The sequence below is a fragment of the Streptomyces cathayae genome, assembly GCF_029760955.1.
Classification (GTDB): Bacteria; Actinomycetota; Actinomycetes; order Streptomycetales; family Streptomycetaceae; genus Streptomyces; species Streptomyces cathayae.
This window is the reverse complement of the sequence record NZ_CP121682.1, coordinates 2,972,687-2,997,175: the sequence shown is the minus strand read 5'-3', so window position 1 is coordinate 2,997,175 and position 24,489 is coordinate 2,972,687. Positions and strand designations below refer to the sequence as shown.

General features: G+C 70.4%; 20 protein-coding genes. 13 read left to right on the top strand and 7 right to left on the bottom strand.

The annotated features are described in order from the left end of the window. Positions 1-18: 18 nt before the first annotated feature. Positions 19-1,629: an N-acyl-D-amino-acid deacylase family protein gene (locus PYS65_RS13435; protein ID WP_279334199.1), complete on the bottom strand. Its 1,611-nt coding sequence runs from the start codon at positions 1,627-1,629 to the stop codon at positions 19-21. A gap of 12 nt (positions 1,630-1,641) precedes the next feature. Then, positions 1,642-2,919, bottom strand: coding sequence for an amino acid deaminase (locus PYS65_RS13430; RefSeq protein ID WP_279334198.1), 1,278 nt, complete (start codon positions 2,917-2,919; stop codon positions 1,642-1,644). A 192-nt stretch (positions 2,920-3,111) separates the two neighbouring features. Between PYS65_RS13430 and PYS65_RS13425 the strand changes: the two genes are divergently transcribed. The 5 genes from PYS65_RS13425 (at position 3,112) to PYS65_RS13405 (ending at position 8,043) form a co-directional block, all read left to right on the top strand. Continuing rightward, positions 3,112-4,212 carry a sugar kinase gene (locus PYS65_RS13425; RefSeq protein ID WP_279334197.1) on the top strand — a complete coding sequence of 367 codons (1,101 nt, stop codon included), beginning with the start codon at positions 3,112-3,114 and terminating at the stop codon, positions 4,210-4,212. Then, positions 4,209-4,982: an IclR family transcriptional regulator gene (locus PYS65_RS13420; protein ID WP_279334196.1), complete on the top strand. Its 774-nt coding sequence runs from the start codon at positions 4,209-4,211 to the stop codon at positions 4,980-4,982. The genes PYS65_RS13425 and PYS65_RS13420 overlap by 4 nt, the downstream gene beginning before the upstream one ends. Beyond that, positions 4,979-5,389, top strand: a complete 411-nt coding sequence (locus tag PYS65_RS13415; RefSeq protein ID WP_279334195.1) for a RidA family protein — start codon at positions 4,979-4,981, stop codon at positions 5,387-5,389. Before PYS65_RS13420 ends, PYS65_RS13415 begins: the two co-directional genes overlap by 4 nt. A gap of 138 nt (positions 5,390-5,527) precedes the next feature. Next, positions 5,528-7,015 carry a GntP family permease gene (locus tag PYS65_RS13410; protein WP_279334194.1) on the top strand — a complete coding sequence of 496 codons (1,488 nt, stop codon included), beginning with the start codon at positions 5,528-5,530 and terminating at the stop codon, positions 7,013-7,015. 167 nt (positions 7,016-7,182) lie between these two features. Beyond that, on the top strand, positions 7,183-8,043 hold the full coding sequence (locus PYS65_RS13405; RefSeq protein WP_341483684.1) for a hypothetical protein: 861 nt from the start codon (positions 7,183-7,185) through the stop codon (positions 8,041-8,043). Positions 8,044-8,101: 58 nt separating this feature from the next. On the opposite strand, the gene PYS65_RS13400 is transcribed toward PYS65_RS13405, so the two are convergent. After that, a complete protein-coding gene (locus PYS65_RS13400) occupies positions 8,102-9,439 on the bottom strand; it encodes a M14 family metallopeptidase (protein WP_279334193.1) in 1,338 nt (445 codons plus the stop codon). Between the two features lie 229 nt (positions 9,440-9,668). Here PYS65_RS13400 and PYS65_RS13395 point away from each other — a divergent pair, with 229 nt between their 5' ends. Continuing rightward, positions 9,669-11,006: an Nramp family divalent metal transporter gene (locus tag PYS65_RS13395; RefSeq protein ID WP_279337939.1), complete on the top strand. Its 1,338-nt coding sequence runs from the start codon at positions 9,669-9,671 to the stop codon at positions 11,004-11,006. 13 nt (positions 11,007-11,019) lie between these two features. Here the strand turns inward: PYS65_RS13395 and PYS65_RS13390 are convergent, their stop codons facing one another. Together PYS65_RS13390 and PYS65_RS13385 are read right to left on the bottom strand one after the other, a co-directional pair. Continuing rightward, complete coding sequence (locus PYS65_RS13390) at positions 11,020-12,288, bottom strand: hypothetical protein (protein WP_279334192.1); 1,269 nt, start codon at positions 12,286-12,288, stop codon at positions 11,020-11,022. A gap of 72 nt (positions 12,289-12,360) precedes the next feature. Further along, positions 12,361-12,870 carry a SigE family RNA polymerase sigma factor gene (locus PYS65_RS13385; protein ID WP_279334191.1) on the bottom strand — a complete coding sequence of 170 codons (510 nt, stop codon included), beginning with the start codon at positions 12,868-12,870 and terminating at the stop codon, positions 12,361-12,363. A gap of 566 nt (positions 12,871-13,436) precedes the next feature. Here PYS65_RS13385 and PYS65_RS13380 point away from each other — a divergent pair. From PYS65_RS13380 to PYS65_RS13365, 4 genes are all read left to right on the top strand, one after another. Then, positions 13,437-15,002 (top strand): acyl CoA:acetate/3-ketoacid CoA transferase, encoded by a 1,566-nt coding sequence (locus PYS65_RS13380; RefSeq protein WP_279334190.1) that lies wholly within the window; start codon positions 13,437-13,439, stop codon positions 15,000-15,002. Further along, a complete protein-coding gene (locus PYS65_RS13375; RefSeq protein WP_279334189.1) occupies positions 14,992-15,780 on the top strand; it encodes an enoyl-CoA hydratase/isomerase family protein in 789 nt (262 codons plus the stop codon). The genes PYS65_RS13380 and PYS65_RS13375 overlap by 11 nt, the downstream gene beginning before the upstream one ends. Before the next feature lie 76 nt (positions 15,781-15,856). Then, the gene (locus PYS65_RS13370; protein WP_279334188.1) at positions 15,857-17,254 is read left to right on the top strand and encodes an FAD-dependent oxidoreductase; all 1,398 of its coding nucleotides are present in this window, start codon (positions 15,857-15,859) and stop codon (positions 17,252-17,254) included. Next, entirely contained in the window at positions 17,251-18,042 is a 792-nt protein-coding gene (locus tag PYS65_RS13365) for a shikimate dehydrogenase family protein (protein WP_279334187.1), read from the top strand. Before PYS65_RS13370 ends, PYS65_RS13365 begins: the two co-directional genes overlap by 4 nt. A 122-nt stretch (positions 18,043-18,164) precedes the next feature. On the opposite strand, the gene PYS65_RS13360 is transcribed toward PYS65_RS13365, so the two are convergent. Further along, positions 18,165-18,953: an IclR family transcriptional regulator gene (locus tag PYS65_RS13360; protein WP_279334186.1), complete on the bottom strand. Its 789-nt coding sequence runs from the start codon at positions 18,951-18,953 to the stop codon at positions 18,165-18,167. A gap of 235 nt (positions 18,954-19,188) precedes the next feature. Between PYS65_RS13360 and PYS65_RS13355 the strand changes: the two genes are divergently transcribed. Beyond that, positions 19,189-20,538, top strand: coding sequence for an MFS transporter (locus tag PYS65_RS13355; protein ID WP_279334185.1), 1,350 nt, complete (start codon positions 19,189-19,191; stop codon positions 20,536-20,538). 66 nt (positions 20,539-20,604) lie between these two features. On the opposite strand, the gene PYS65_RS13350 is transcribed toward PYS65_RS13355, so the two are convergent. Next, the gene (locus PYS65_RS13350; RefSeq protein WP_279334184.1) at positions 20,605-22,326 is read right to left on the bottom strand and encodes a chitinase; all 1,722 of its coding nucleotides are present in this window, start codon (positions 22,324-22,326) and stop codon (positions 20,605-20,607) included. A gap of 493 nt (positions 22,327-22,819) precedes the next feature. On the opposite strand from PYS65_RS13350, the gene PYS65_RS13345 reads away from it, so the two are divergent. Both PYS65_RS13345 and cpaB read left to right on the top strand, forming a co-directional pair. After that, positions 22,820-23,665 (top strand): hypothetical protein, encoded by an 846-nt coding sequence (locus PYS65_RS13345; RefSeq protein WP_279337938.1) that lies wholly within the window; start codon positions 22,820-22,822, stop codon positions 23,663-23,665. A gap of 109 nt (positions 23,666-23,774) precedes the next feature. Beyond that, positions 23,775-24,482 (top strand): Flp pilus assembly protein CpaB, encoded by a 708-nt coding sequence (gene cpaB / locus PYS65_RS13340; protein WP_279334183.1) that lies wholly within the window; start codon positions 23,775-23,777, stop codon positions 24,480-24,482. Positions 24,483-24,489: the final 7 nt, after the last annotated feature.

Genomic DNA, 24,489 nt, shown 5'->3' with positions numbered 1-24,489 from the left:
CCCGGCGCGGGCGGGCGGTCAGCGGGGGGACCTGCGGACCGACCGCCCCGCCAGGACGTCGGTGCGCCGCCCGTCCTCCATCACGAACCGCCCGTCGACCAGCACGTACGGGATGCCCACGGGGAGCGCCCGGGGCTGCTCGAAGGTGGAGCCCGCGGCCACCGTCCGCGGGTCGAACAGCACCAGGTCGGCCCGGTACCCCTCGCGGACCAGTCCGCGGTCCGCGAGCCGCAGCCGGGCGGCCGGCCGGGAGGTCAGGTGCGCGACGCACTCCTCCAGCGACAGCACGCCCAACTCCCGCACGTACCGCCCGAGATACTGCGGGAACGTGCCGTACGCGCGCGGGTGCGGCTTGGCGCCCTGGAGGATGCCGTCCGAGCCGCCGGTGTGCACCCGGTGCCGCATGATCGCCCGCACGTTCTCCTCGTGGCCGACGTGCTGCAGGATCGACGGGGCCAGCCTGTCCTTGAGCAGCAGCTCACGCGCGAGGGCCCACGGGCTCTGACCGCGCAGCGCGGCCGACTCCCGCACCGTGCGGCCCACGTACTCGCCGAGCGCGGGATCCCCCACCCCGGAGATCTCGATGGTGTCCCACTCGATGGGCACCCCGTGGCAGCCGTCCGAGCCGGTCACCTCCAGGTGGTGCCGGATCCGCTCGGCCGTCCCGTCGTCCGCGAGCCGCCTGAGCGTCTCCTTGGGGCCGCCCTCGCTCGCCCAGCCCGGCAGCATCGCGACGAGGGTGGTGCAGCCCGGCGTGTACGGGTACGTGTCGAGGCTGATGTCGGCGCCGGCGGCCAGCGCCTCGTCCAGCAGGGCCAGCAGCTCGGGCGCCCTGCCCTTGTTCACGCCGAAGTTCATCGTCGCGTGCGCCAGGTGCAGCGCGCAGCCCGCCTCCCGGGTGAGCGCCACCATCTCCGCGTACGCCTCGAGGGCGCCCGCGCCGTAGGAGCGGTGGTGCGGGCAGTAGTAGCCGCCGTACCGCGCCACCACCCGGCACAGCTCGGTGAGTTCGGCCTCCTCGGCGTACATGCCGGGCGTGTACGTCAGCCCCGAGGACATGCCGACCGCGCCCTGCTCCAGGCCCTCCGCGACCAACTGCCGCATCCGGTCCAGCTCCCGGGGCGTCGCCTCCCGGTCCTCCCAGCCGACGGCGAGCGCGCGGACCGTGCCCTGCGGGATCAGGTACGCGGCGTTGACCGCGATGCCCGCGTCGAGCCGGTCCAGGTACTCGCCCACCGAACGCCAGTCGAAGTCGATGTCGTCCCCGCCGCCGTTCCAGCCGGCGATGGCCGAACGCACCTCGCCGAGCGTGCGGTCGTCGACCGGCGCGTACGACAGGCCGTCCTGGCCCAGTACCTCGAGGGTGACGCCCTGCGCCGCCTTGGCGCTGTGGTCGGGGTCGCGCAGCAGCGCCAGATCGCTGTGCGCGTGCATGTCGATGAAGCCGGGGGCCAGGACCAGGCCCTCGGCGTCCAGTTCGCGGCGGGCCTTCGGGCGCTGACAGCCCGCTGCCGCCGCCTCCTTCACGATCGAGACGATCCGGCCGCCGTCGACGACCACGTCCGCGCGGTAGGAGAGGTCGCCGGAGCCGTCCACGACGTCGGCGTCCCGGATGACGAGTTCTTCCATGCCCCGGCCCTCCTAGAAGAACGTACGGATGTAGTCGACCACCGTGCCGTCCGGCTCCGTCACGGGAATGAGTACCCACTTGTCGAACGACGTGCACGGGTGCGACAGTCCGAGCCCCAGCCAGTCGCCGACCTCCAGGTCGGCCTCCGGGGTGGTGCGCAGCCAGGCGTGCTGGTCGGAGAGGGAGACCACCGAGACACCGGTCGCCGGGCGCTCGGCGCCGTCCCGGCGGACCACCTGGGCGAACGGCAGGTCGAGGTCGTAGGCCGCGTCCCGCTTGCCGGCGTTGGCGAAGGCCTGGTCGGCGGACGGGCGGGACACGATCTGCGTCCACAGCCGGAACGCCGGCTCCAGCGCGCCCTCCTCCGGCACCCGGTTGAACGGCGTCACCGCGCTGTAGTGCCCGTCGTCGTGCGAGACATACGCGCCCGAGCGCAGCAACTTCAGTACGGGGGCGGAGAGTTCGGGGATCTCGGCGAAGACGTCGGCCACCGCGTCGAACCAGGCGCTGCCGCCCGCGCTCACCACGATCCCGTCCAGGCCCGCGAACCGGCCCGCCTTGTCGAAGTCCACCGCCAGGGCCACCAGCCGCCGCAGCCACGCCCGCACCCGCTCCGGGTCGGCGTCCGGCACCTCGCCCTCGTACCCGGCGACCCCGGCCAGCCGCAGTCTGCGGGCGCCCGCCACCGCGTCGGCGACGGCGGCGCACTCCGCCTCCGTGCGCACCCCGGTCCGGGCGCCCTCACCGGCGGCCAGCTCGATCACCACGTCCACCGGGCGGTCGGACCCGGCCAGGGCGGCGTCCATCAGCTCCACACCGCGCACGGAGTCGACGTAGCAGACGAAGCGGAAGTCCGGGTCGGCGTCCAGCTCGCCGGAGACCCAGCGCAGGGCCGCCGCGTCCACCACCTCGTTGGCCAGGAAGATCCGCCGGACGCCGAACGCCCGCGCCACCCGCGCCTGGTGCGGCACCGCGAGCGTGATGCCCCAGGCGCCGTGCTCGATCTGGCGCCGGAAGAGCTGCGGGGCCATGGAGGTCTTGCCGTGCGGGGCGAAGGCGAGGCCGTGCCGGGCCGCGTACGTCTCCATCAGCCTCAGGTTGTGCTCCAGGCGCTCGGCGGACAGCGCGAGCACCGGGGTGGTGAAACCGCCGGTGAACAGGTTGCGGCGCTGGGCGGCCAGCTCGCCGACGGTCAGCCCGGCGGCGTCCGGCGGGAGGCCCTTGAAACGGTGGTCGACGTGTTCCTCGGTGAGGTGCCGGTAGCTGTCGGAGCCGGGGTCGAGGACCATCAGAACCTCCCTGATCTGGTGTGTTGCACTATCTGCAACACCCATTGCGTATGTCGCTTACGGCTGTCTAACATCTCGGCCACGCGGGGTCAACGGAAACGCGTCTCCACGGCCACCGCAACCGACCCCGCCGCCGGCCCCACCGCCCGGCCCACCGCGCCCGACCCCGCCACGCCGAGGAGCCCCGCCATCGTGACCGCCACCGGACCCCGCACCGCCCCCGACGTCGTGGAGGTCGTCGACGTCGTCGCGCTGGGCGAGTCCATGGTGACGTTCCTGCCCTCCCGGCCGGGCCCCCTCGCCGACGTCCCCTCCTTCGACCGGGGGATCGGCGGCGCGGAGTCCAACGTGGCGTGCGTGCTCGCGGCGGCGGGGCACTCCGCACGGTGGATCAGCAGGGTCGGCGACGACGGGTTCGGCGACCACCTCGTCGAGACGATCGGTGGATACGGGGTCGACGTGTCGCACGTCCGCCGCGACCCGGCCCGCCCGACCGGCATCTACTTCCGCACGGCGGGCGACCGGTCGACGGACGCCCACGAGGTCGCGTACTACCGGGCGGGCTCGGCGGCGTCCGCGATGTCGCCGTCCGGCGTGGACCTGGACGCGGTGCGCGCCGCCCGCGTCCTGCACCTGTCCGGCATCACACCGGCGCTCTCCGCCGACTGCCTGGACCTGATGCGGGTGCTGACCGCTCCCCACCCCGACCGTCCCCTGATCTCCTTCGACGTCAACCACCGCCCGGCCCTGTGGCGCGACGGTCACGGCCCGGAGGTCCTGCTGGAACTGGCGCGCGGGGCGGACATCGTCTTCGTCGGCGACGACGAGGCCCGCCAGGCGTGGGGGCTGCACGGTGCCCGCGCGGTACGGGACGCGCTGCCCGAACCGGAGATCGTGGTCGTCAAGCAGGGCAAGGGCGGAGCGGTCGCCTTCGGCAAGGACACCGACGGCCTCCCGTGCGACGACGCGGACGGCACCGCGACCTTCGTGCGCGCCCTGGACGTCGCCGTCGTCGCCGCCGTCGGCGCCGGCGACGCCTTCGCCGCGGGCTTCCTCTCCGCGACCCTCCGGGACCTCCCCGTACGGGACCGCCTCCGCCACGGCCACCTCACCGCCGCAGCCGCCCTCACCGTCCCCGGCGACCTCGCCCCTCCCCCCGCCCGCGCCCACGCCGACCGCCTCGCCGCCCTCGACGACACCGCGTGGGGGAGACTGCGACTCGGCCCCGGCTGGACACGAGCCGAAGAACCCGAAGAACACAGAGGGCCCGAGAAGGAGGCACGCACCCCATGAGCCAGACCGTCGACCGTGCGCTGAGCATCCTGCCGCTGCTCGCCGAGGGCCCCGCCGACCTCGGGCAGGTCGCCGACCGCCTGGGCGTGCACAAGTCCACGGCGCTGCGGCTGCTGCGCACCCTGCACGAGCACGGACTCGTCTACCGCCAGTCCGACCAGCGCTACCGGCTCGGCGCCCGCCTCTTCGCCCTCGCCCAGGAGGCGATGGAGAACCTCGACGTCCGGGAGATCGCCCACCCCCACCTCGCCCGCCTCAACGAGCGGTGCGGCCACACCGTGCACCTCGCCGTGTACGAGGAGAACGAGGTCCTCTACATCGACAAGGTGGAGAGCCGCTACCCGGTGCGCATGTACTCGCGGATCGGCAAGCCCGTCGCGATCACCGTCGCCGCCGTGGCCAAGCTGCTCCTCGCCGACCTGCCCGAGCCCGAGCGCCGCGCCCTCGCGGAGCAGCTCGACTACCCCATGTACACGTCCCGTTCGACACCCGACCCGACCGCTTTCCTGCGGGAGTTGGAGAAGGTGCGCGAACAGGGCTGGGCCACCGACCTCGGCGGCCACGAGGAGTCCATCAACTGCGTCGCCGCGCCGATCCGCGGCGCCGACGGCCGGGTGATCGCCGCGATGTCGGTCTCCGCGCCGAACGTCGTCGTCACCGCCGACGAACTCCTCACCCTGCTCCCGCTGGTCCGCCGCACCGCGGACGCGATCAGCGGCGAGTACTCCGGCAGGACACCCGTGCAACGATCCGACAGGGAAACCGCATGACCGACAAGATCGCGCTCACCCCGAAGACCCACACCGCCCCGCCCGCGAAGTTCTCCCACGGGGTGCGCAAGGGCAACATCCTCCAGGTCGCCGGACAGGTCGGGTTCCTCCCCGCCGAGGAGGGCAAGGCACCCACGCCCGCCGGTCCCACCCTGCGCGAGCAGACCCTCCAGACCCTCGCCAACGTCCAGGCGATCCTCGAAGAGGGCGGCGCGACCTGGGACGACGCGATGATGATCCGCGTCTACCTCACCGACGTGGACCACTTCGCCGAGATGAACCAGATCTACAACACCTACTTCGAGGAGCAGGGCCTCACCCAGCCGCCCGCCGCGCGCACGACCGTCTACGTCGGCCTGCCCGCGGGGCTCCTCATCGAGATCGACGCACTGGCCGTACTGGGCTGACGCGCGCCCCCCTTCCGCTCGGCCTCCCCCCACATCTCCTCACCTCTTTGCCACGGCACGGCGTCCGCCACCCCCGGGACGCCGTGCCGCGGTCCCCCATGCCCGAAAGCTCCGTGTGCTCAAGCAGAGGACCCCCGAATGTCCCCACCGTCCCTTTCGCTCGCCGCCGGCGCCGCGGCCGAGGCACCCCCGCACACCGGAGGGCTGCTCCTGCTGATCGACGGCACCGCCGGTCTGCTGACCGTCGCCGCCATCGGCATCGCGCTGCTCCTCTTCCTGATCATCAAGGCGCGGGTGCAGCCCTTCGTCGCGCTGCTCGGCGTCTCCATAGCCGTCGGCCTGATGGCCGGTCTGTCGGTCACCGAACTCTTCGGCACGGTCCAGCGTTCGGACGCGGTGTCCACCATCGAGTCCGGGATGGGCGGCATCCTCGGCCATGTCGCGATCATCATCGGCCTGGGCACCATGCTCGGCGCGATCCTCGAGGTCAGCGGCGGCGCCGAGGTACTGGCCTCACGGCTGCTCGGCGTGTTCGGCGAGAAGCGGGCCCCGCTCGCCATGGGCCTCACCGGCCTGATCTTCGGTGTCCCGGTCTTCTTCGACGTCGGCATCTTCGTCCTCGCGCCGATCGTGTACGCCGCCGCCAAGCGCTCCGGCAAGTCGATCCTGCTCTACTGCCTGCCGCTGCTCGCGGGCCTCTCCGTCACCCACGCCTTCCTGCCCCCGCACCCCGGCCCGGTGGCCGCCGCCGGACTGCTCGGCGTCGACCTCGGCTGGGTCATCCTCATGGGCGTCGTCACCGGCATCCCCGCCGTCATCGCCGCCTGGGTCTACTCCGCCTGGATCGGCAGGCGGATCTTCGTCGCCGTACCGCAGGACATGGTCGAGGCCGCCGAGGAGTCCAGGCAGGCCGTCATCGACGAGCAGCGTGCCTCGGGCGTCGAGCCGCGCGAGACGCCGGTGCCGCTCGGCACAGTCCTCGGCATCATCGGTACGCCGCTCCTGCTGATCCTCGCCGCGACCTTCTCCTCGATCGCCCTGGAGGAGTCGACGCTGCGCTCGGTCGTCGAGTTCTTCGGCCACCCCTTCGTCGCGCTGACCATCGCCCTGTTCATGGCGTACTACCTGCTCGGCATCCGGCGCGGCTGGTCCCGCAAGTCCCTGGAGACCGTCTCGACGTCCTCGCTGAAGCCGGTCGGCAACATCCTGCTGGTCGTCGGTGCCGGCGGGGTCTTCGGCGCGGTCCTCAAGGGGAGCGGGGTGGCCCAGGCGCTGTCCGACACGTTCAACGACGTCGGGCTGCCGGTGATCGTCCTGTCGTACCTGATCTCCGTGGTGCTCCGGGTCGCGCAGGGTTCGGCGACGGTGGCGATCGTCACGACGGCGGGCATCGTGGCCCCGCTGCTGTCCGAGGGGGACTACTCCCAGGCGTTCGTGGCCCTCGTCATCATGGCCATCTCGGCGGGCTCCATCTTCGCCTCGCACGTCAACGACGGCGGGTTCTGGATGGTCGCCAAGTACTTCGGCATCAGCGAGCGGGACACCCTGAAGACGTGGACGGTGCTGGAGAGCGTCCTGTCGGTGGCCGGCTTCGTGGTGGCGGCGGCGCTCAGCCTGGCCGTCTGACTCCCCGCTGGACCCGGCCCGTTGAACTCGGCCCGCTGAATCCGGCCCGCGGACCCTGTCGGATCATCGTCCAATTGGTACGAACGGTGGCTCCCAGGTAGGCGTCTGATAACGAAAACAGGGGCTGGCTGTGTTCCGCACAGGATCGTCGACCATACTCCTCCGGTGTGGAGCAGCGCATAGGTTCGAGCAGCCAGCCCCTGGAAGGCGCCGGATTCGACCCGGCCTTCATCCCCGGGCTCACCGCCCCCGCGTCCGACCGCAAGGCGGACGTGAAGGAGGAGGTGGAGCCGGAGGACTCGAAGGCGGCGTCGGAGCAGGCGGACGCGGACACGGCGGCGGAGTCCGAGGAGAAGACCTCACCGGAGAAGCCCGAGGCCGCCGACGCCTCGGACGCCTCCGGTGCTTCGGACGCCTCCGACGGGTCCGACCGGTCCGACGCCCCTGACGCCTCCGACGCTTCCGAGGAGGAGCCCGCCCCCGACGGCCCGGTCTTCGAGGCGTCCGACCGCCGCGCCAGGATCGTCGCCGACCACAGCGGTGTACGGCTCAGACTGGACGACCAGGAGTGCGAGTTCCGCTGGGACGAGATCGGCGCGGTGGAGACGGAGACCGCGCGCTTCGGCAAGCGGTACACGGTCACCGTCCACACCACGGAGAGGCGCTGGTACCCGCTGGAGATCGAGGCCGGGTCCCGAAGCCGCTTCGCCGAGTGGGACACGGAGCTGGACGCGGTCCTGGACGCCTACTTCGACGACGAGGCCGCCGAGCCGGAGACGCCCGACGCGGACGCGTCTGACGCGGGCGCCGACGTGGACGCGTCCGACGACGCGGACCAGCCCGGGTCGGAGGCCGAGAAGGGCAAGTCCGCGCCGGATGCCGAGGCCGGGGAGTCCACGTCGGAGGCCGGCCTGGACGAGCCCGAGCCGAGCGCCGACGTGAACGAGCCCGAGCCGGATGCCGACAAGGGCAAGCCCAAGCCCAAGTCCCAGTCCGAGCCCAAGTCCGATACCGCCCCCGTGGAGTAGGCGCCACGCCTACTCCACGGCGGGCGGCGCCGCTCCGCGGCACCGAGGTCAGGCCGCGCTAGCGGCAGTACTGTGCCTCCTTGCCGATGGAGCGGTACATGCAGTCAGCGTTCTCCAGGAGGTGCAGGACGGCGTCCCGGTTGCGGGACGTCTCCCGCTCGATGACCTCGTCGGGCGGGTAGAAACCGCCGCCCGACGAGGACCTCGGATACATCTCGAAGGTGTAGCCGAAGATCTTGTGCGTGCCCCACAGGTAGTCGTCGATCGACCCGTCCGTGATGTACAGATCGCTGGACTGCTGCGGTGTGTAGCCGTTGCTTGCGGCCATCTTCTGACCGACCGTCCGGAAGGCGGCCTGGTCGTCGGCCGTCATTCCGGTCGTGGTGTCGGAGTAGGTGTAGCCGAACGGCCACAGCACCAGTTCGCTGTAGGTGTGGAAGTCGACGCCGGCCTTGATCTGCTGCACCCCGCCCACGACCCGGCTGCGCACGAAGTCGGCGACCACCTTCACCTCGGGCGCGGACTCGGGGGCCGAACCCCGGTAGGTGTCGGAGGACTTGGAGCCGGAGGAACCGCCGCAGCAGCCCCAGCGGTAGTCCCAGTTGCGGTTCAGGTCGGTGCCGACGTACGACGAACCGGAGTTGGGCTGCCGGTTCTTGCGCCAGGAGCGGTAGGAGCCGGTGGCGATGTCGTACTCGCCGCCGTCCGGGTTGAGATCCGGGATGATCCAGATCTCCCGGCCGTCGACCATGTCGGTGATCCGCGAGTCGCTGCCGTACCCCGCGCCGAGTTCGCGCAGCAGGTACAGAGCCATCTCCACGGTCAGGTGCTCACGCGCGTGCTGGTGGTGGGTGAACAGGACCTCGGGCTCGTTCTCGTCCGCCGTCACGTTGTCGCTGATCTTGATGGCGACGATGTCCCGGCCCTGGTAGGAGCGGCCGATCACCCGTTTGCTCATGATGTCCGGGTACGCCGACAGCCGCTGGTCGATCTCCGCGTTCATCTCGGCGTAGTTGTGGTAGCGGGAGTCGGCCGAGGGGAAGTCGAACAGGCGCAGACCGTCGGCGGCGGACGAGCGGTCGGGAGCGGCGCCCAACGGCGTGACCTCGTACCCCTGTCGGCGCAGGGTGCGGATCTGGTCCGCACGGCCGGAGACGACCACCGTCTCCTCGTCGGCCTCGTCCACGGTGACCCCGGCCCGCTGAATATCCGTACGGGTCACGGGAGTCGTGCGCTGATGGATCTCGTACTGGCGGATGTCGTCGGCCGAGGCCGCCGCCGGCTCCGCGCTGTCGGCGTCGGCCTGAGTGGCCGTCATCGACACGGGCGCGGCGAGGGTGAGGGCGAGGAGCGCGGCGAGCACGGCGGAGCGTCTGCCGCGTGTGCGAAGTCGCATGAAGACTCCTTGTGGGAGGTGGGGTTGTCCATGGCGACGTGCCTAACGCGCTGTGCGGTGTGCGGTGCCGCAATCCTGCGCGCGTGACATGATCAGGTCAATACCGTCATGTCGGTCGACCGCTCAGCCGTTCAGCCACTCGGGCGTTCGGCCACCCGACCAGGTGCATCCGGTGAAGATCCCCGCACGCCCCCTTGTCCGACCGGCCTTCATCGGCTTTCTTGCCTTCATGGCGGACACCACGGGAAGCACGGGAAACATCCAGGGCACCGGGGCGCCACTCCACGGCCCGGGCCCCCAGCCCCGCAAGTCCAGTTGGCGTCACATCGGCCCCGGCATCGTCGTCGCCGCGACCGGGGTGGGCGCCGGCGACCTGGTCGCCACCCTCATCGCCGGCAGCAGCTTCGGCTACACCCTCCTGTGGGCGGCGGTGATCGGCTGCCTGGTGAAGATCTCCCTCGCCGAGGCCGCGGGCCGCTGGCATCTGGCCACCGGCCGCACCCTGTTCGACGGCTGGGTGAGCCTGGGCCGTTGGACGACGTACTTCTTCGGCGTCTACGTCGTCATCTGGGGCTTCGTCTACGGCGCGGCGGCGATGTCGTCGAGCGCCCTGCCCCTGCAGGCCCTCTTCCCGGGCGTGATGGACCTCGAGTGGTGGGGCATCGCCTGCGCCCTGGTGGGCCTGGCCTTCGTCTGGTTCAACCGGTACGCGGTCTTCGAGAAGGTCATGACGGTCCTGGTGGGCGTCATGTTCGTGGTGACGGTCTACCTGGCGGCCAGGGTGGTCCCGAACCTGGGCGACGCCTTCGCCGGACTGCTCCCGGTCCTGCCCGACGCGGACGACTCGGTCCTCTACACCCTCGGCCTGATCGGCGGCGTCGGCGGCACGATCACGCTGGCCGCGTACGGTTACTGGATCAACGCCAAGGGCTGGACCGACTCCGGCTGGATGAGGGTGATGCGGCTGGACAACCGCGTCGCGTACCTCACCACCGGCATCTTCGTGGTCGCGATGCTCGTCGTCGGCGCCGAACTCCTGAACTCCGCCGGTGTCGCGATCGCCGGCGGCGACAAGGGCCTGATCCAGCTGAGCGACATCCTGGAGGACAAGTACGGCGCCACGACGGCCAGGTTCTTCCTGATCGGCTTCTTCGCCACCTCGTTCACCTCACTGATCGGCGTGTGGCACGGGGTGAGCCTGATGTTCGCCGACTTCGTGACGCGCGGCCGGAAGAAGGCGAAGCCGTCGACGGGCGAGGCCATCGCCTCAGGTCGCCCGGAGAGGTCCTGGCCGTTCCGCGCCTACCTGCTGTGGCTGACCTTCCCGCCCATGATCCTCCTCTTCGAAGGCCAGCCGTTCCGCCTGATCATCATCTACGGCGTCCTCGGCGCCGCCTTCATGCCCTTCCTCGCCCTCACCCTGGTCTGGCTCCTCAACTCCGCCCGCACCCCCCGCGAATGGCGCAACGGTCCCCTCAGCAACACCATGCTCGCCATCGCGGGCCTCCTCTTCCTGCTCCTGTGCGTCAAACAGATCTGGGACCAGCCCTGGGCGGAGTTCTTCTAGCGGTCGGGGCAGGTCAGTTCAGGTCGTCCCACCGCGGGCTGAGGGCGATCGCCCGGAGTTCCTTCATGCTCAACGCGGGGGTGTCGCGTGTGGCGTCCTCGTGCTGAGCACCGGTGTTGAAGGCGCTGACCACCACGCGCCTGCCGTCGGCCCGCATGGTGTCGACGGTCCACATGACGACCCCGGCGGAGCGCTCATCACCCGGCCCCTGCCGGGTGGCGACCATCGTGCCGTCGTCCAGCGTCTCGGCGGAGCCGTAGAGCTGGTGGGCGACATCGGACATGTCGGGCTGGACGTTGACCTGGACGAAGCTCTTCCCCTTGCCGTCGTCGAGGACGAGATAGGCGTACCCCGACCCCTGGCCGCCCTTCGACACCACCTCGACACGGTCGGGGACGAGTTCGGCGAACATCTCCCGGAGCGCCGGGTCGTCGGCGTGCGGCGGCGGTGCGCTCGATTCCGCGGACGGAGTCTCGGCCCCCTCCGGAACGGCGCCGATGGCGGCCCGCCACTGCGGAGCCGTGGCGATCTCCTCGAGCTGCGAGGCGGACAGCGGGGGCGCGGGCCGACTGATGGGCGCGTCCTTCTCGGCGGCCGAGTTCCACTCGCTCACGCTGATCTGCTGCCCCTGGGGCGTGACGAGCACGGCGATCCACCTCCTGGTGTCCACCCGCCGGTCCGGATACTCGTACCCCTTGAACATCATGAACTTCGACCCGTCCGTCAGAGTGCTGGTGTCGCAACTGTCGTGCGGGATGAGGATCTTGTCCGGGCATCGGGTGGCCTCATGGGCCTGGGGGCTTCCCGGCCCGACGAGGGAGAGGGAGACGCCGACGACGGCGGGCCCCTTGCCGTCGTCGTACACGACTTGGGCGAACGGCCCGCCGACCGAGTCGGCCCCGCGCCCCTGCTCCCCGCTGAACTCCCCGTCGGGGAGGAGCCCCTTCAGTGTGCGGATGAGTTCCTCACCGGAGACGGGTGCCGGAGTGTCCTGGGCGTCGGCGGTGACCTCCGCTCCCGAGGCTGCCGAGGCTGCCGACGTCCGCCCGTCCTCCCCGCCGCTGCCCCCGCCCGGCAGGAGGAGCACCCCGCCCACTCCCACGAGCGCGATCCCGGCCGCACCCCCGAGGACGGCGGCCCGCCGCCGCACCCGCATCCGCCTTCCCCGGACCCGCCCCCCGTCGGTGAGGGCGCCCCGGTCGGCCTCGAAGGCGTTGCCGGTGTCGTGCAGAGCGGAGGAGAGCCGCTCCTCGAAGGGATCGCTGTGCTGGTCTACGGACATGACGAACCACCGCTTCCGTGAGGTGAGCTGAGGTGAACAAGAAGAAGTGAGGAGGGGACTGCCTGCAGCCGGTCAGGACCGGGCGTACTCACCGAGCTCCTCGCCGAGCAGTTCCCGCAGCCGGGCCAGGGCGCGCACACTGCGCGTCCGCACCGCCGCCGAGCTGACGTTCATCGCCTTGGCGGTCTCCTGGACCGAGCGGTCCTCCCAGTACCGCAGGACGATCACCGCGCGGTCCTTCGCGGGCAGCCGGGCGAGGGCGTCCAGCAGGGTGAGCCGCAGGGACGGGTCGGCGTCGGTGCCCGGCAGGTCGGGCAACGCGGCGGTCGAGCGCTCGGTACTGCTGCGCCGCCGCCGGTGGGCGAGGAACGCGCGGGTGAGGACCGTCTGCGCGTAGCCGGCGGGGTTGCCCACCCGGGAGACCCGCCCCCAGCGCGCGTACACCCGCCCGAGGGTCTCCTGGACGAGGTCCTCGGCGAGGTGCGTGTCCCCGGCCGTGAGCAGACACGCGGACCGGTACAGATGCCCGGCCCGCGCCGCCGCGAACTCCCCGTAGTCGCCCCCGCCACCGTCCTGCACCATCCGCGCCTCTCCCTCGGCTCACCCCACGGCTCTCACCTCATTGATGCGCCGGACCCGGGAAAATGTTTCACCTGGTGGTGAGAGCGGCACCGTGGGAGGTGCCGGGGCGCACGAGTCGGCGGACCTGGTGGCCCCGCCCTGCGAGCGGTGAGCGAACTGACCGAGGTGGCCCGTCAGTTCACGAAGGTGGCGGTATTCGTACGGGGCCGCCCCGCCCAGCGCGGGCGTGAGGTCGTACGGCAGTCCACCTGCCCCTGCGCCCCCGCCGTCGAGGTGCCCCGCCCCTCGGGGCAGGTCGCTGAAAAGCGTGAGCACTTGGCGGCCGGCTGTCACGGAAGCGCTCAGAAGAGCGGCATCCGGACAGTGGCAGCCAAGTGCTCACGCTTTCGGGAGGGGCACCGCCCCCTCCCGCATCGCCGGGCAACTGTCGGCGAAAGGCCCAGGTGGTCAAGGATTGAGTGCTCTGAATGAAATTATGTTCCTCCTTGGAACGCCATTCCAGCCATGCTACTTTGTGTGCACTTCCGGCCAAAGGTCGGCGGGAGGGAAGAGGGCAGGTGGCTTCAGTGAAGGACGTCGCAGTGGGTGGCGTGTCGATCAGCGCAGCCGCGGCAGTGCGTGAGATCACCGATGGCGCGACGCTCGCGATCTCGGGAGGCGGGGGCGGGGTGCTCGAGCCGGATGCGTTGATCATGGCTCTGGCGGCCCGCTTCGAGGCTGAGGGGAGCCCGCGCGATCTGACGATCGTGCACAGCGTGGGTGTGGGCGACAAGGCGCTGCGAGGCATGAGCCACCTGGCCAAGCCCGGTCTGGTCGCCAAGTTCATCGGTGGCCACATGGGCAACAGCCCCGCCGTCGGCAAGATGATCCGTGACAACCAGGTCGAGGCCTACAACCTCCCGCTCGGTGTGCTGAGCCAGCTCTTCCGCGACACCGCTGCGGGCCGGCCCGGGCTGCTGACCAGGACCGGCCTCGGCACGTTCGTCGATCCGCGGCTCGGCGGAGGCAGCCTGAACTCGATCTCCAAGGACAGCCTCGTCGAGGTGATGGAGATCGACGGGCAGGAGTACCTCTTCTACCGGGCGATCCCCATCGACTTCGCCTTCGTGCGAGGAAGCCGGGCCGACGTCCTGGGCAACGTGGTGTACGACGACGAACCGTCGTACCTCGACACGCTGGAGATCAGCATGGCCGGCTACCGGGGCGGCGCGACCCGTCCCGGTCCGGGGCGTACCTTCGTGCAGGTCAAGGAGGTCGCGTCCGAGCGCTTCCATCCCAAGCGCGTGCACATCCCCGGGGCGCTCGTCGGCGCGGTCGTGGAGTACCCGGAGCAGTGGCAGACCTATGTGGCGGAGCGCAACGACGCCTTCGCCGGTGATGTGCGCATCGACGAGTTCCCCGAGCTGCCGCACGGGTGGCGGCGGATCATCGCCGAGCGGGCGGCCCGCTTCGTCCAGCCGGGCGACGTGGTGAACCTCGGTGTCGGGGTGCCCGACGGCGTGGCGTCCGTGCTGCAGGAGACCGGCATGAGCGAGCAGATCACGATGACGAACGAGCACGGGGTCATCGGCGGGGTCACGTCGCTCGGCATGACGTTCGGCGCGTCGAGCAACTACGACGCCCTGCTGACGATGACGAACATCATCGACCTGTACCAGGGCGGCATGCTCGACGTCACCTTCCTGGGCTTCGCGCAGGCCGACCGGCACGGCAACGTCAACGTGTCGCTCTACAACGGCGAGGTGATGGGGGCCGGCGGGTTCATCGACATCGCCCAGAACGCCCGTCGCGTGGTCTTCTGCGGCTCGTTGACCGCCGCCGGATTCAAGCCCGACATCGGCGACGGAACGCTGGGCATCGCCCGCGAAGGCTCCGTCGACAAGTTCGTCCGTGACGTCGACCAGATCACCTTCAGCGGCGAGCAGGCGGTCAAACGGGGACAGGACGTGCACCTCGTCACCGAACGCGCCGTCTTCCAGCTGACTTCGCAGGGCTGGGCCCTGCGCGAGGTCGCACCCGGTGTCGACGTACAGGCCGACGTACTGGACCACTGCCCCTTCACCCCTGTGCTCGACGACGTGTCGCCCATGGCGGCCGAGCTTTTCACCCGAAAGGACAGCCGTGAAGTCTGAGACCGACGGACCGATCCGGATCCTCACCCTTGATCGACCGGGAAAGCTCAACGCCATGAACAGCGAGGCGTGGACGGACCTGCTGCGTGAGCTGCGCACGGCCGAGGACGACCCGTCGATCCGTGTGCTGTTGCTCCGCTCGCAAGGGCGTGCCTTCTGCGCGGGCAACGACATCAAGGAGACGAACGCCTTCACCACGAGGGCGCAGACACGTGCCTACTTCCTGGACCTGATGGTTCCGACGATCACGGCGATGGCCGGCAGCAGGCTGCCGATCGTGGCGGAGGTCCAGGGCATGGCGCTCGGCGCCGGCATGGAACTCCTCCAGTTCTGCGACGTCGTCGTCGCCAGTGACGCCGCTGTCTTCCGCCTTCCGGAAACGAGCATCGGCCTGTGGGCCACCGTCTTCCTGGGGTCGGCCAGCTACACGACCAGCCGACGTATGACGCAGTACCTGGCGCTGACGGGCGAACCCGTCAGCGCACGGGAAGCCCTCGAGGCGGGTCTCATCACTCGCGTCGTCGCGCCGGACGATCTGCAGCGCGTGGGCGGGGAGGTCGCCGCCAGGATCGCGCGCAACGCCCCGCGGGCCACCGCGTTGAGCAAGAAGTTCGCCAACCACACGATGCTGACCGAGTCGCTGCCGGTGGTCCGTGAGGCGCTCTCCGTGCTCATCGACGAGACGTTCAGCGGGCAGGAAGGCATGGAGGGCGTGGCCTCGTTCCTGGAGAAGCGCGCCCCCGTCTTCGCCGACGTCACGAACGTGCACGGGCGGTGAGACGGTTGTCCGGGTTTTCACGGGTGCGTGCGGTCCGTCGTCCGGCCGCCGAGGGTGCTCGGGTCGAGGTGGCGTCATGAGCCACGACCGAAGTGCGGTGCCGTCCCAGGTGGACGTCGTCATCGTCGGGGCCGGCATCACCGGCCTCGCGGCCGCGGCGTGGTGCGCCGAGCACCAGGTACGTGCCGTCCTGCTGGAGAAGCAGCCGGAGATCGGTGGCACGAGCGCGATGAGCGGCGGATGGTTCGCCTTCTCGGGCACCGACGAGCAGCAGCGGCGCGGCATCGCCGACCACGACGCCACCTTCGTGGCGGACATGCTCACCGCCTCCGGCGGGGTCGCTGATCCGGCGCTGCTGGAGGCGTACGTGCGCGAGCAGCACGACGCCTACGACTGGATGCGCGGGCTGGGGCTGGAGTTCGACGTGGTCAAGCTCAGTTCCGGCCAGAGCGTCCCCCGCTCGCACCACGCGCCGATCGAGACCGTGCTGGCCGCCCTGCTCGCCCGTGTCGAGGCCGCGTCCACCGTGGTCCTGCGCACCGGTGCCCGCGTGGTGGACCTCATCGACGACGGAGGGGCCGTCGCGGGTGTGGAGGTCGAGCTGGACGGTGGCACGCGGCAGAGTGTGCACGCCCACGGCGTCCTGCTGGGGACAGGCGGTTTCACCCGCTCCCCGGAGATCATCGGCCGGTACGCTCCGCGGCAGGTCGACGCGATGCCGTACGGGGGCCTGGGCAACACCGGCGACGGCCTGCGCTTCGCCGCGGCTCGAGGAGCGGCCCTGCGTGACATGGAGTACGTCTCGGGCACGTTCGGGTCCCACCCCGAGACGACCATCGAGGAACACGAACTGCTGACCGCGTTCTACATGGGTGCCGTCATCGTGAACGTCGAGGGCCGGCGCTTCGTGGACGAGTCGGCCTCGTACAAGACGCTGGGCGCCGAGTGCCTGGAGCAGCCCCGGCAGATCGCGTTCCAGGTGTTCGACGCGGACGTGCGTGCGCAGTCCCAGCCGGGGGTTCCCCTCTCGGACATCGACGCCCTCGAGGACAAGGGGCATGTGCACCGGGCCGACTCGTTGCGGGAGCTCGCCGAGGCGGCGGGCATCGACGCGGCACGGTTGGAGCGCACGGTGCACGAGTACAACGCGGTGGTGGCAGGTGACCGCTCGGACGCCTTCGGCCGCACCGGACTGTGCAACGGGGTGGGGCGTCTCGTGCCCGTCGCCAAGGCTCCGTTCTACGCCTACCCCGCGAAGACGTTGATGACGTCGACGTACTGCGGCGTGGCCGTCGACGCCGTCGGCCGGGTGCTGACCGAGTCCGGGGCGGCCGTGCCCGGACTGTACGCCGCGGGCGAGGTCGTCGGCGGATTCCACGGCAAGGCGTACGTGACCGGCACGGCGCTGAGCAAGGGCCTGATCTTCGGCCGCGTCGCGGCCTCACACATAGCCTTGGAGGCTGCCGCGCGATGAAGCTCTTCGTGTTGCTCGGCGATCCGATCAAGCAGGTCAAACTGCCCGACCTGTTCAACGACCGGGCGCGTGAGGTCGGCCTGAACTCGTTGATGGTCATGACACGTTGTCGTGCGGACAGCCTGTCCGACGTCATGGCCGGCCTGTCCGGGGCAGAGCAGGTGACCGGGGTCGTCGTCACGGTGCCGCACAAGGTGAACGTCGCCGGGATGTGCGACAGTCTCGGGCCGGCGGCCGAGGCGTGCGGCAGCGTCAACGTCGTGCGCCGTACCGAGCGAGGCGGCTGGCACGGGGACAACGTCGACGGCCTGGGGTTCGTCGCGGGGCTGCGTGCCCGGCACCGGCTGCCCGATCATCCGCGGGTCGACATCATCGGCGGCGGAGGTGCCGGCGTCGCCATCGCCTTCGCCCTGCACGCGCAGGGTGCCGAGGTGCGGATCGGGGAGATCGACGCGGACCGCCGTGCGGCGGTGGCCTCGTTGCTGGGTGCTGCGGGCACCGAGGTCCAGGTCCTCGACCGTGTCGACGGCCACGCGTGTGATCTGGTGGTCAACGCCACCCCCTTGGGGCTGTCACCGGACGACCCGCTGCCGTTGGATCTGAGCCGTACCTCGCTGGCACCGGGCGCGGTGGTCGCGGACATCGTGATGGACCCGACGCGCACCGCGTGGTTGGAGCACGCGGACCGGTTGGGCCATGCGACGCACGAAGGCCGTCACATGCTCGCGGCCCAACTGGAGCCGATGCTCGACTTCTTCGGCGAGACCCGGCCCCGGTCCACCGGCTGAGGGACGGCGGTGCCGTTGCCGACCACGTGACGACTGCACGCCGTCTTCCGCCGGTTCCTGTCGTGCCGGGCCGCACACTTTGCTGCTGCCCGGCACGTACGCGGTCCCGTATCCGTCCGCCCTCATGCGCGGGCGACGGTCTGCAGACGCCCTTCGGCGGCTTCCAGGATCTTCGTGACCTCGGCCGTGGTCCGGAGCAGGCGCGGCGCGAGCTGCGCCAGTCGTTCCTCGGTCAGCCGTGGCGTCGGGGCGGTGATGTTGATCACCCCGGCGACCTCACCGGCGACGAAGACGGGTGCGGCCACGGTTCCGATACCCAGGGAGTAGGTGTCGATGGCGATGGCGAAGCCGTTGTCGCGGGTCTTCGTGAGCTCGGCGCGGATCTCGTCGATCGTCTGGGGTGCGCGGGGCCCGCCGTCCTCCCGGCTGGTGATGCCCTGGCGCAGGATCTTCTGCAGCGCGATCTCCTCGGGTACGTGCGCCATCCAGGCGAAACCGGTGGCCGAGCAGCTGAGCGTGACGGTGCTGCCCGAGTCGGGGTCGTAGCGCAGCCCGGAGCGTGCGCCCTGGTAGGCGGCGACCCAGACCATGTCCTCATGGTCGATGACGGCCAGGCGGACGAGTTCGGCGGTGTCACTGGCGAGTTGCTCGAGTACGGGCCGGGACAGGCCGACCAGGTCGTTGCCCGCGAGATGTTTCAGGCCCAGGGAGACCAGCTTGAGGCTCAGCATGTAGTTGCCGAGCGCGCCGTCCTGGCGTACGTAGCCGGCGTCGCTGAGCTCGGCGAGCAACCGGTGAGCCGCACTGCGAGGTATGCCGAGCGAGTCGGCGATCTGGTGCAGCTGCAGGCCTTTCTCGACGCCGGCGAGGACTTCGAGGATGCCGAGGCCGCGCGCGAGCGCAGGAGCCATGAGTCGTTTCCCTTTCTCAGCGAGGGTCTTTGCCGGTGGTGCCGCCGATCTGCGGCTCATCCTGCCACCAAAACCCGGATCGCCGTCTCCATATGAGATGTCGTTCCAACTTTATCTTGTATCGAACTGCTTTTCATGTTGGAATGCCGTTCCAGCGCGACGGAGCGGTAGGCGTCCGTCACGTTCCCCGCCCTGACACGAACGCCTCGTGCACGACGCAAGGACGGCAAGAACCATGGAGCAGGTCACGCAGAGACAGAAGACGCCACGCAAGGCCGCGATGGCGTCACTGTTGGGCAGCACGCTCGAGTACTACGACTTCTTCATCTACGGCGCCGCGGCTGCGCTGGTCTTCAACCACCTGTTCTTCCCCGACGTGAGCCCGGCTGTCGGCCTGATCGCCTCGTTCGCGACGTTCGGCGTGGGATACGTCGCACGACCGCTCGGCGGCCTGGTGTTCGGTCACTTCGGCGACAGGATCGGCCGCAAGCGGGCGTTGCTCGGGTGCCTGGTCCTGATGGGCGTGAGCTCCTTCCTGATCGGCTGCCTGCCCACCTACGACTCCGCCGGGGTTCTGGCCCCGATCGGGCTGACGATCCTGCGGCTGCTCCAGGGCTTCTCGGCCGGGGCGGAATCGGCCGGTGCGGCGACGCTGACCGTCGAGCACTCCTCGAACGAACGTCGCGGCTTCTTCAGCAGCTTCCTCTCGGTCGGCATCGCGGCGGGCAACGTGCTGGCGACCCTGGTGTTCATCCCGGTCGCGGCGCTGCCGGACGAGGCGTTGTACAGCTGGGGATGGCGGGTGCCCTTCTGGCTCTCGGCGGTCGTCGTCCTGATCGCCTACCTGGTGCGTACCCGCCTGGAGGAGACCCCGGTCTTCCAGGAGATAGCCGAGGACGACGAGGTGCGCAGCCTGCCGGCGAAGGACGTGCTGCGCTACCAGTCCGGGTCGGTCGTGCGCGTCGCGGGCGCGACGATGCTGGCCATGATGCAGTCGCTGTCGACGGTGTTCGTCCTGGCCTACGCGACGCAGGAGGTCGGCGTGGAGCGGTCGACGATGCTGATCATCAGCGCGGTGGCGGTCTCCCTGATGATGTTCACGTCGCCTGCCGCGGCTCATCTGTCCGACCGGTTCGGCCGGCGGCCGGTGACTCTCACCGCCTCGATCGGCTGCGGGGTGACGATCGTCCCCTACCTGTGGATCGTCTCGACCGGCAACGTTCCGGGCATCGCCGTCATGACGATCGTGTTCATGGCGCTGCTCTACGCCTGCCGTGAGGGCGTGTGGCCGGCCTTCTACGCCGAGCAGTTCGCGGCCCCGGTCCGCTACTCCGGCATGGCGATGGGCAACCAGCTGGGCAATGTGATCGCCGGATTCGCGCCGCTGATCGCCACCGCCCTGCTCTGGGACGGACCGCTGGGGTGGCTGCCCGTGGCGGGGTTCGGCGTCGTCGTGGCCATCGTCTCGGGTACCGCGGTCTACTTCATGCGCGAGACGGCCGGGCTCTCGACCGAGGAGCTCGACGCGCCGTACGAGCAGGCGCGGGCCGCACGGCGTGAGCCGGCGGCCGTCCCTGTCGCCTGACCGTGGTCAGTGCGCCGCCCCCGCCCACGGTGACGTGGCCGGGGGCGGCGCCGTATCGGCTGGAGGTCACGGCAGGGCGTGGACGTGCGGTCCGACCGCGGTGGACCAGGCGTTGCCGGCGGTGGCGTCCCAGTTGGTGGACCAGGTCATGGCGCCGCGCAGGCTCGGGTAGGTCCTGGAGGGCTTGAAGGTGCCGCAGTGGGTGCCGCGCGTCAGGCAGTCCAGGGCGTTGTTCACCACGCTCGGGGAGACGTAGCCGCTGCCCGCGCCGCGGGTGGAGGCCGGGAGGCCGAGGCCCACCTGGGACGGGTCGAGGCCGCCCTCCAGCTGGATGCAGGCCAGCGCGGTCAGGAAGTCCACCGAGCCCTGGCTGTAGACCTTGCCGTCGCAGCCCAGCATCGAACCGCTGTTGTAGTACTGCATGTTGACGACCGTGAGGATGTCCTTCACGTTCAGCGCGGTCCGGAAGTAGGAGTTGGACGTGGACTGCATGTCGATGGTCTGCGGGGCCATCGTCAGGATCATGTCCGGGCCGGCCTTCGCGGACAGCGACCGCAGCGCCTGCGTCATATAGGTCGCGTCGAGGCCGTTCTCCAGGTCGATGTCGACGCCGTCGAAGCCGTACTCCTGCATCACGGCGTACACGGAGTTCGCGAAGTTCGTCGCGGAGGTGGGGTTGTTCACCGCCACGGTGCCCAGTTCACCGCCCACCGAGATGACGACCTTCTTGCCGGCCGCCTGCTTGGCCCGCACGTCCGCCTTGAACTGAGTGACGGTGTAGCCGTTCAGGCCGGCCGTGTCCAGGTTGAAGGTAACCGCTCCCGGTGTGCCCGTCGCGTCCGCGAAGGCGACCGCGATGATGTCGTACTGGGCCGGGACGTCCGAGATGCGCTGCACCGCCGCGCCGTTGTTGAAGTTCTGCCAGTAGCCGGTCACCGCGTGTCTGGGCAGACCGTTGTTTCCGCCGCCGTTCTCCCTCGTCCGGGCCGTCACCGCCGTCGACTTCGCCGACTCGCCCGCCGCGTTGGTGGCGGCCACCTGGAAGGAGTACGACGTCGAGGCCGCGAGGCCGGACACCGTCGCCGACGTGCCCGACACCGCCGTCACCCTCGTACCGTCGCGGTAGACGGTGTAACCGGTCGCGCCCGAGACCGCGTTCCACGCCAGGGACACCGACGAGGACGTCGTGCCGGAGACTCCGAGGCCGCCCGGCGTGGCCGGGACCGTGGGCTCCGGGTCACCGCCCCCGCCCCCGTCGGGGCCGAAGACCGACAGGTCGTCCGCGTAGTAGGCCTGCTGCCCGTACCAGCCGTGGGTGTAGACCGTCACCGAGGTGGTCGCGGAGCCGGTCCGGAAGCTCGTCGTCAGCTGCTTCCAGCTGGTCGAGTCCGGGGTCCAGGTGGACACGTCCGTGGTGCCGGTGCCGGTCACGCCCAGGTAGGCGTAGCCGCCCCGCACCCAGGTGCTCAGGGAGTACGTGGAGTCGGGCCGCACCGCGACGGTCTGCGTGCAGCGGGCGTTGTCCTGCCCGGCGGGCGTGGCCTTGAGCGCGGCCGTACCTCCGTGCACGGGGGACGAGACGGTCGTCCCGCTGTTCGCCGAGCAGGTCCAGTTGCTCAGGCCCGCCTCGAAGCCGCCGTTCTTGACGTTGTTGACGTCCGCCGCGGCCGCCTGGCCCGCGCCCGCGAGGGGGAGGGTGAGAGCCAGGGCGGAGACGAGGGTGCCCGCCCAGAGGCGGCCGCTGCCTCTGCTGCTTCTGCGTTCTTTCGTAGCCGGTGTGCGGTCCACTGAAGCCTCCGGTGGGGAGAAGGGGGAGAAGGGGAGAAGGGGGGAAGAGAGAGGGGGGAAGGGGAAGGTCGGCGCGAGAAGGGGGGAGCGTGGGGGTGAAGGTGGCCGTCGTTGAAGCAACAACGTGGTCCAGACCAATCGCCTTGTCAATGGGTCCAGACCAATTGCGGGGAGTGGGGCTGCCTCCGGTTCGCCGACGCTCCGACCCGCCGGTAGCCCCCGGGGCGGGAGGGGGGAGTCAAGGCGGTGCACGGGATCTCCACCCCGTGGGCCGTATCGAGACCGGCGAGATGATCGACCTGCCCCGTTTTGGAGCAACTTGTGCAGCGTTCGTTGTCTACGAGGTGGACAAACGCTGTTCTCCGGCAACAGAGCCGTGGTTACAGTGCTCGCATAGTCACGCAGCGAAGTCATCACGGTGCGCCGGAGCAGCCCCCGGCGGGCCGACGGGCATGGGGAGAACGGGGAGCCGCGCGTGCCAACAGCCATTGCCGTGACCAGTGCCGACCTGGCACTGCCACCGCAGGACGAACGAACCCTGCCCGCCGTGGTGTTACGGGACATCGACACCCTGCCGCTCGAACAGGCGCTGACCGAGCTCCAGTCGCTCGTCGAGCAGCACGGGTACGTCATCGTCGTCTGCTCCAAGGCGACACCTGTCACCGTCCTGCGGCGGCTGCACACCCTGCGCTCCCTGCTGGAGAGCGACCGCATCGCGCTCTTCACCCCCGACCTGCCGCCGCTCGCGGTGGCCGTACTGGCCCGCCAGCTACGGCAACTGGGCTCCTGTGACCTCAGCCCCGGCGTGCTCGCCTCGGCGGGCCGGCTGCTGGTCCACTACCTCCACTCCGGTGCCCTGCTGGGCTCCGTCGCCCGGCTCGACCGGATCCCCGTGAACCTGAAGCAGCACGCCAAGTCCTGGTTGCCCGGCAGCCAGTTCGCGGTACTCGCCCACCCCCAGTCGCAACTCGTCCGCCTCGGCCCCGAAGCCGCCCTGGACGGACCGGAGTTCGGCACCTGGATGCTCGTCGCCAAGGGGCAGCTCCAGTCCGACTGGGTCACCGGCACCCTGGCGCCGTCCTGGAAGGTGCAGGGGCTGCGCGAGGCACCGCTTCCGGCCGAGTCCCCGGGCTGGTGGGGGACCGGCAAGGTGATCGAGTTCTGCAGCTATCTGCCCGACCTGTCCGTCCTCTACCAGCTGGTCACCTCCGTGCGGCGCGGCATCTGCCACTGGTGCGGCATCGACGTCATCGGTGACCGGTGCGTGTTCTGTTCGGCCACACCGCCGTCCGTACCCGTCCACGACGGCCGCAGAGCCCTCGCCCGCCGCACCACCTGACCGGTGGCCGGCCCACCGCCCGCCCTCCGCTCACCGTCCGCCTTCCGCTCACCGCCCGCCCTCCATCGAATCCGCTCGGCCCACACCCCCCAATGAGGTTGCACGGTCTATGAACTCCCGTCAGCGCCGCGGCGTGATACTCCTGCTCCTGTCGATCCTGTGCGCCCTCGCCGCGTTCGCCGGCGTGCTCTCCGTCATCGACGACGTGGAGTCCAAGGTCGGCCCCGAAGTCACCGCGTACCGGCTGAAATCCGACGTGGCGCCCTACACGCCGCTCAGTACGGGCCAGTTCGAGAAGATCGAGATGCCCGAGCGCTGGCTGTCGGAGAACGCGGTCACCGATCTCGGCGACATCCGGGGCAAGATCGCCGTCACCACGCTGCGCGAGGGCTCCCTGCTGCAGAGCGACATGATCGTGAACCAGCCCGCCCTGCAACCGGGGCAGCAGGAGGTCGCCATCATGATCGACGCGGCCACCGGCGTCGCCGGCAAGATCACACCGGGCTCGTCGGTCAACGTCTACGCCACCTTCGAGGGGGAGCGCGAGGGCGCGCCCGCCCAGTCCAAGATCATCGTGACCAACGCCAAGGTCCTCGACGTCGGCCGGATCACCGCGCTCGAACCCGACGAGGGCGACCGCGGCCGGCAGCCCACGGACGCCGTCCCGATCACTTTCGCGCTGTCCACCATCGACGCCCAGCGCATCACCTACGCCGAGTCGTTCGCCCAACGGGTCAGGCTCGCGCTCGTCGCGCCCGGCGGCGACACCACGGTCCCCGAGCAGGACCGTACGTACGAACTCGCGAAGGACAAGTGAGAGGCCC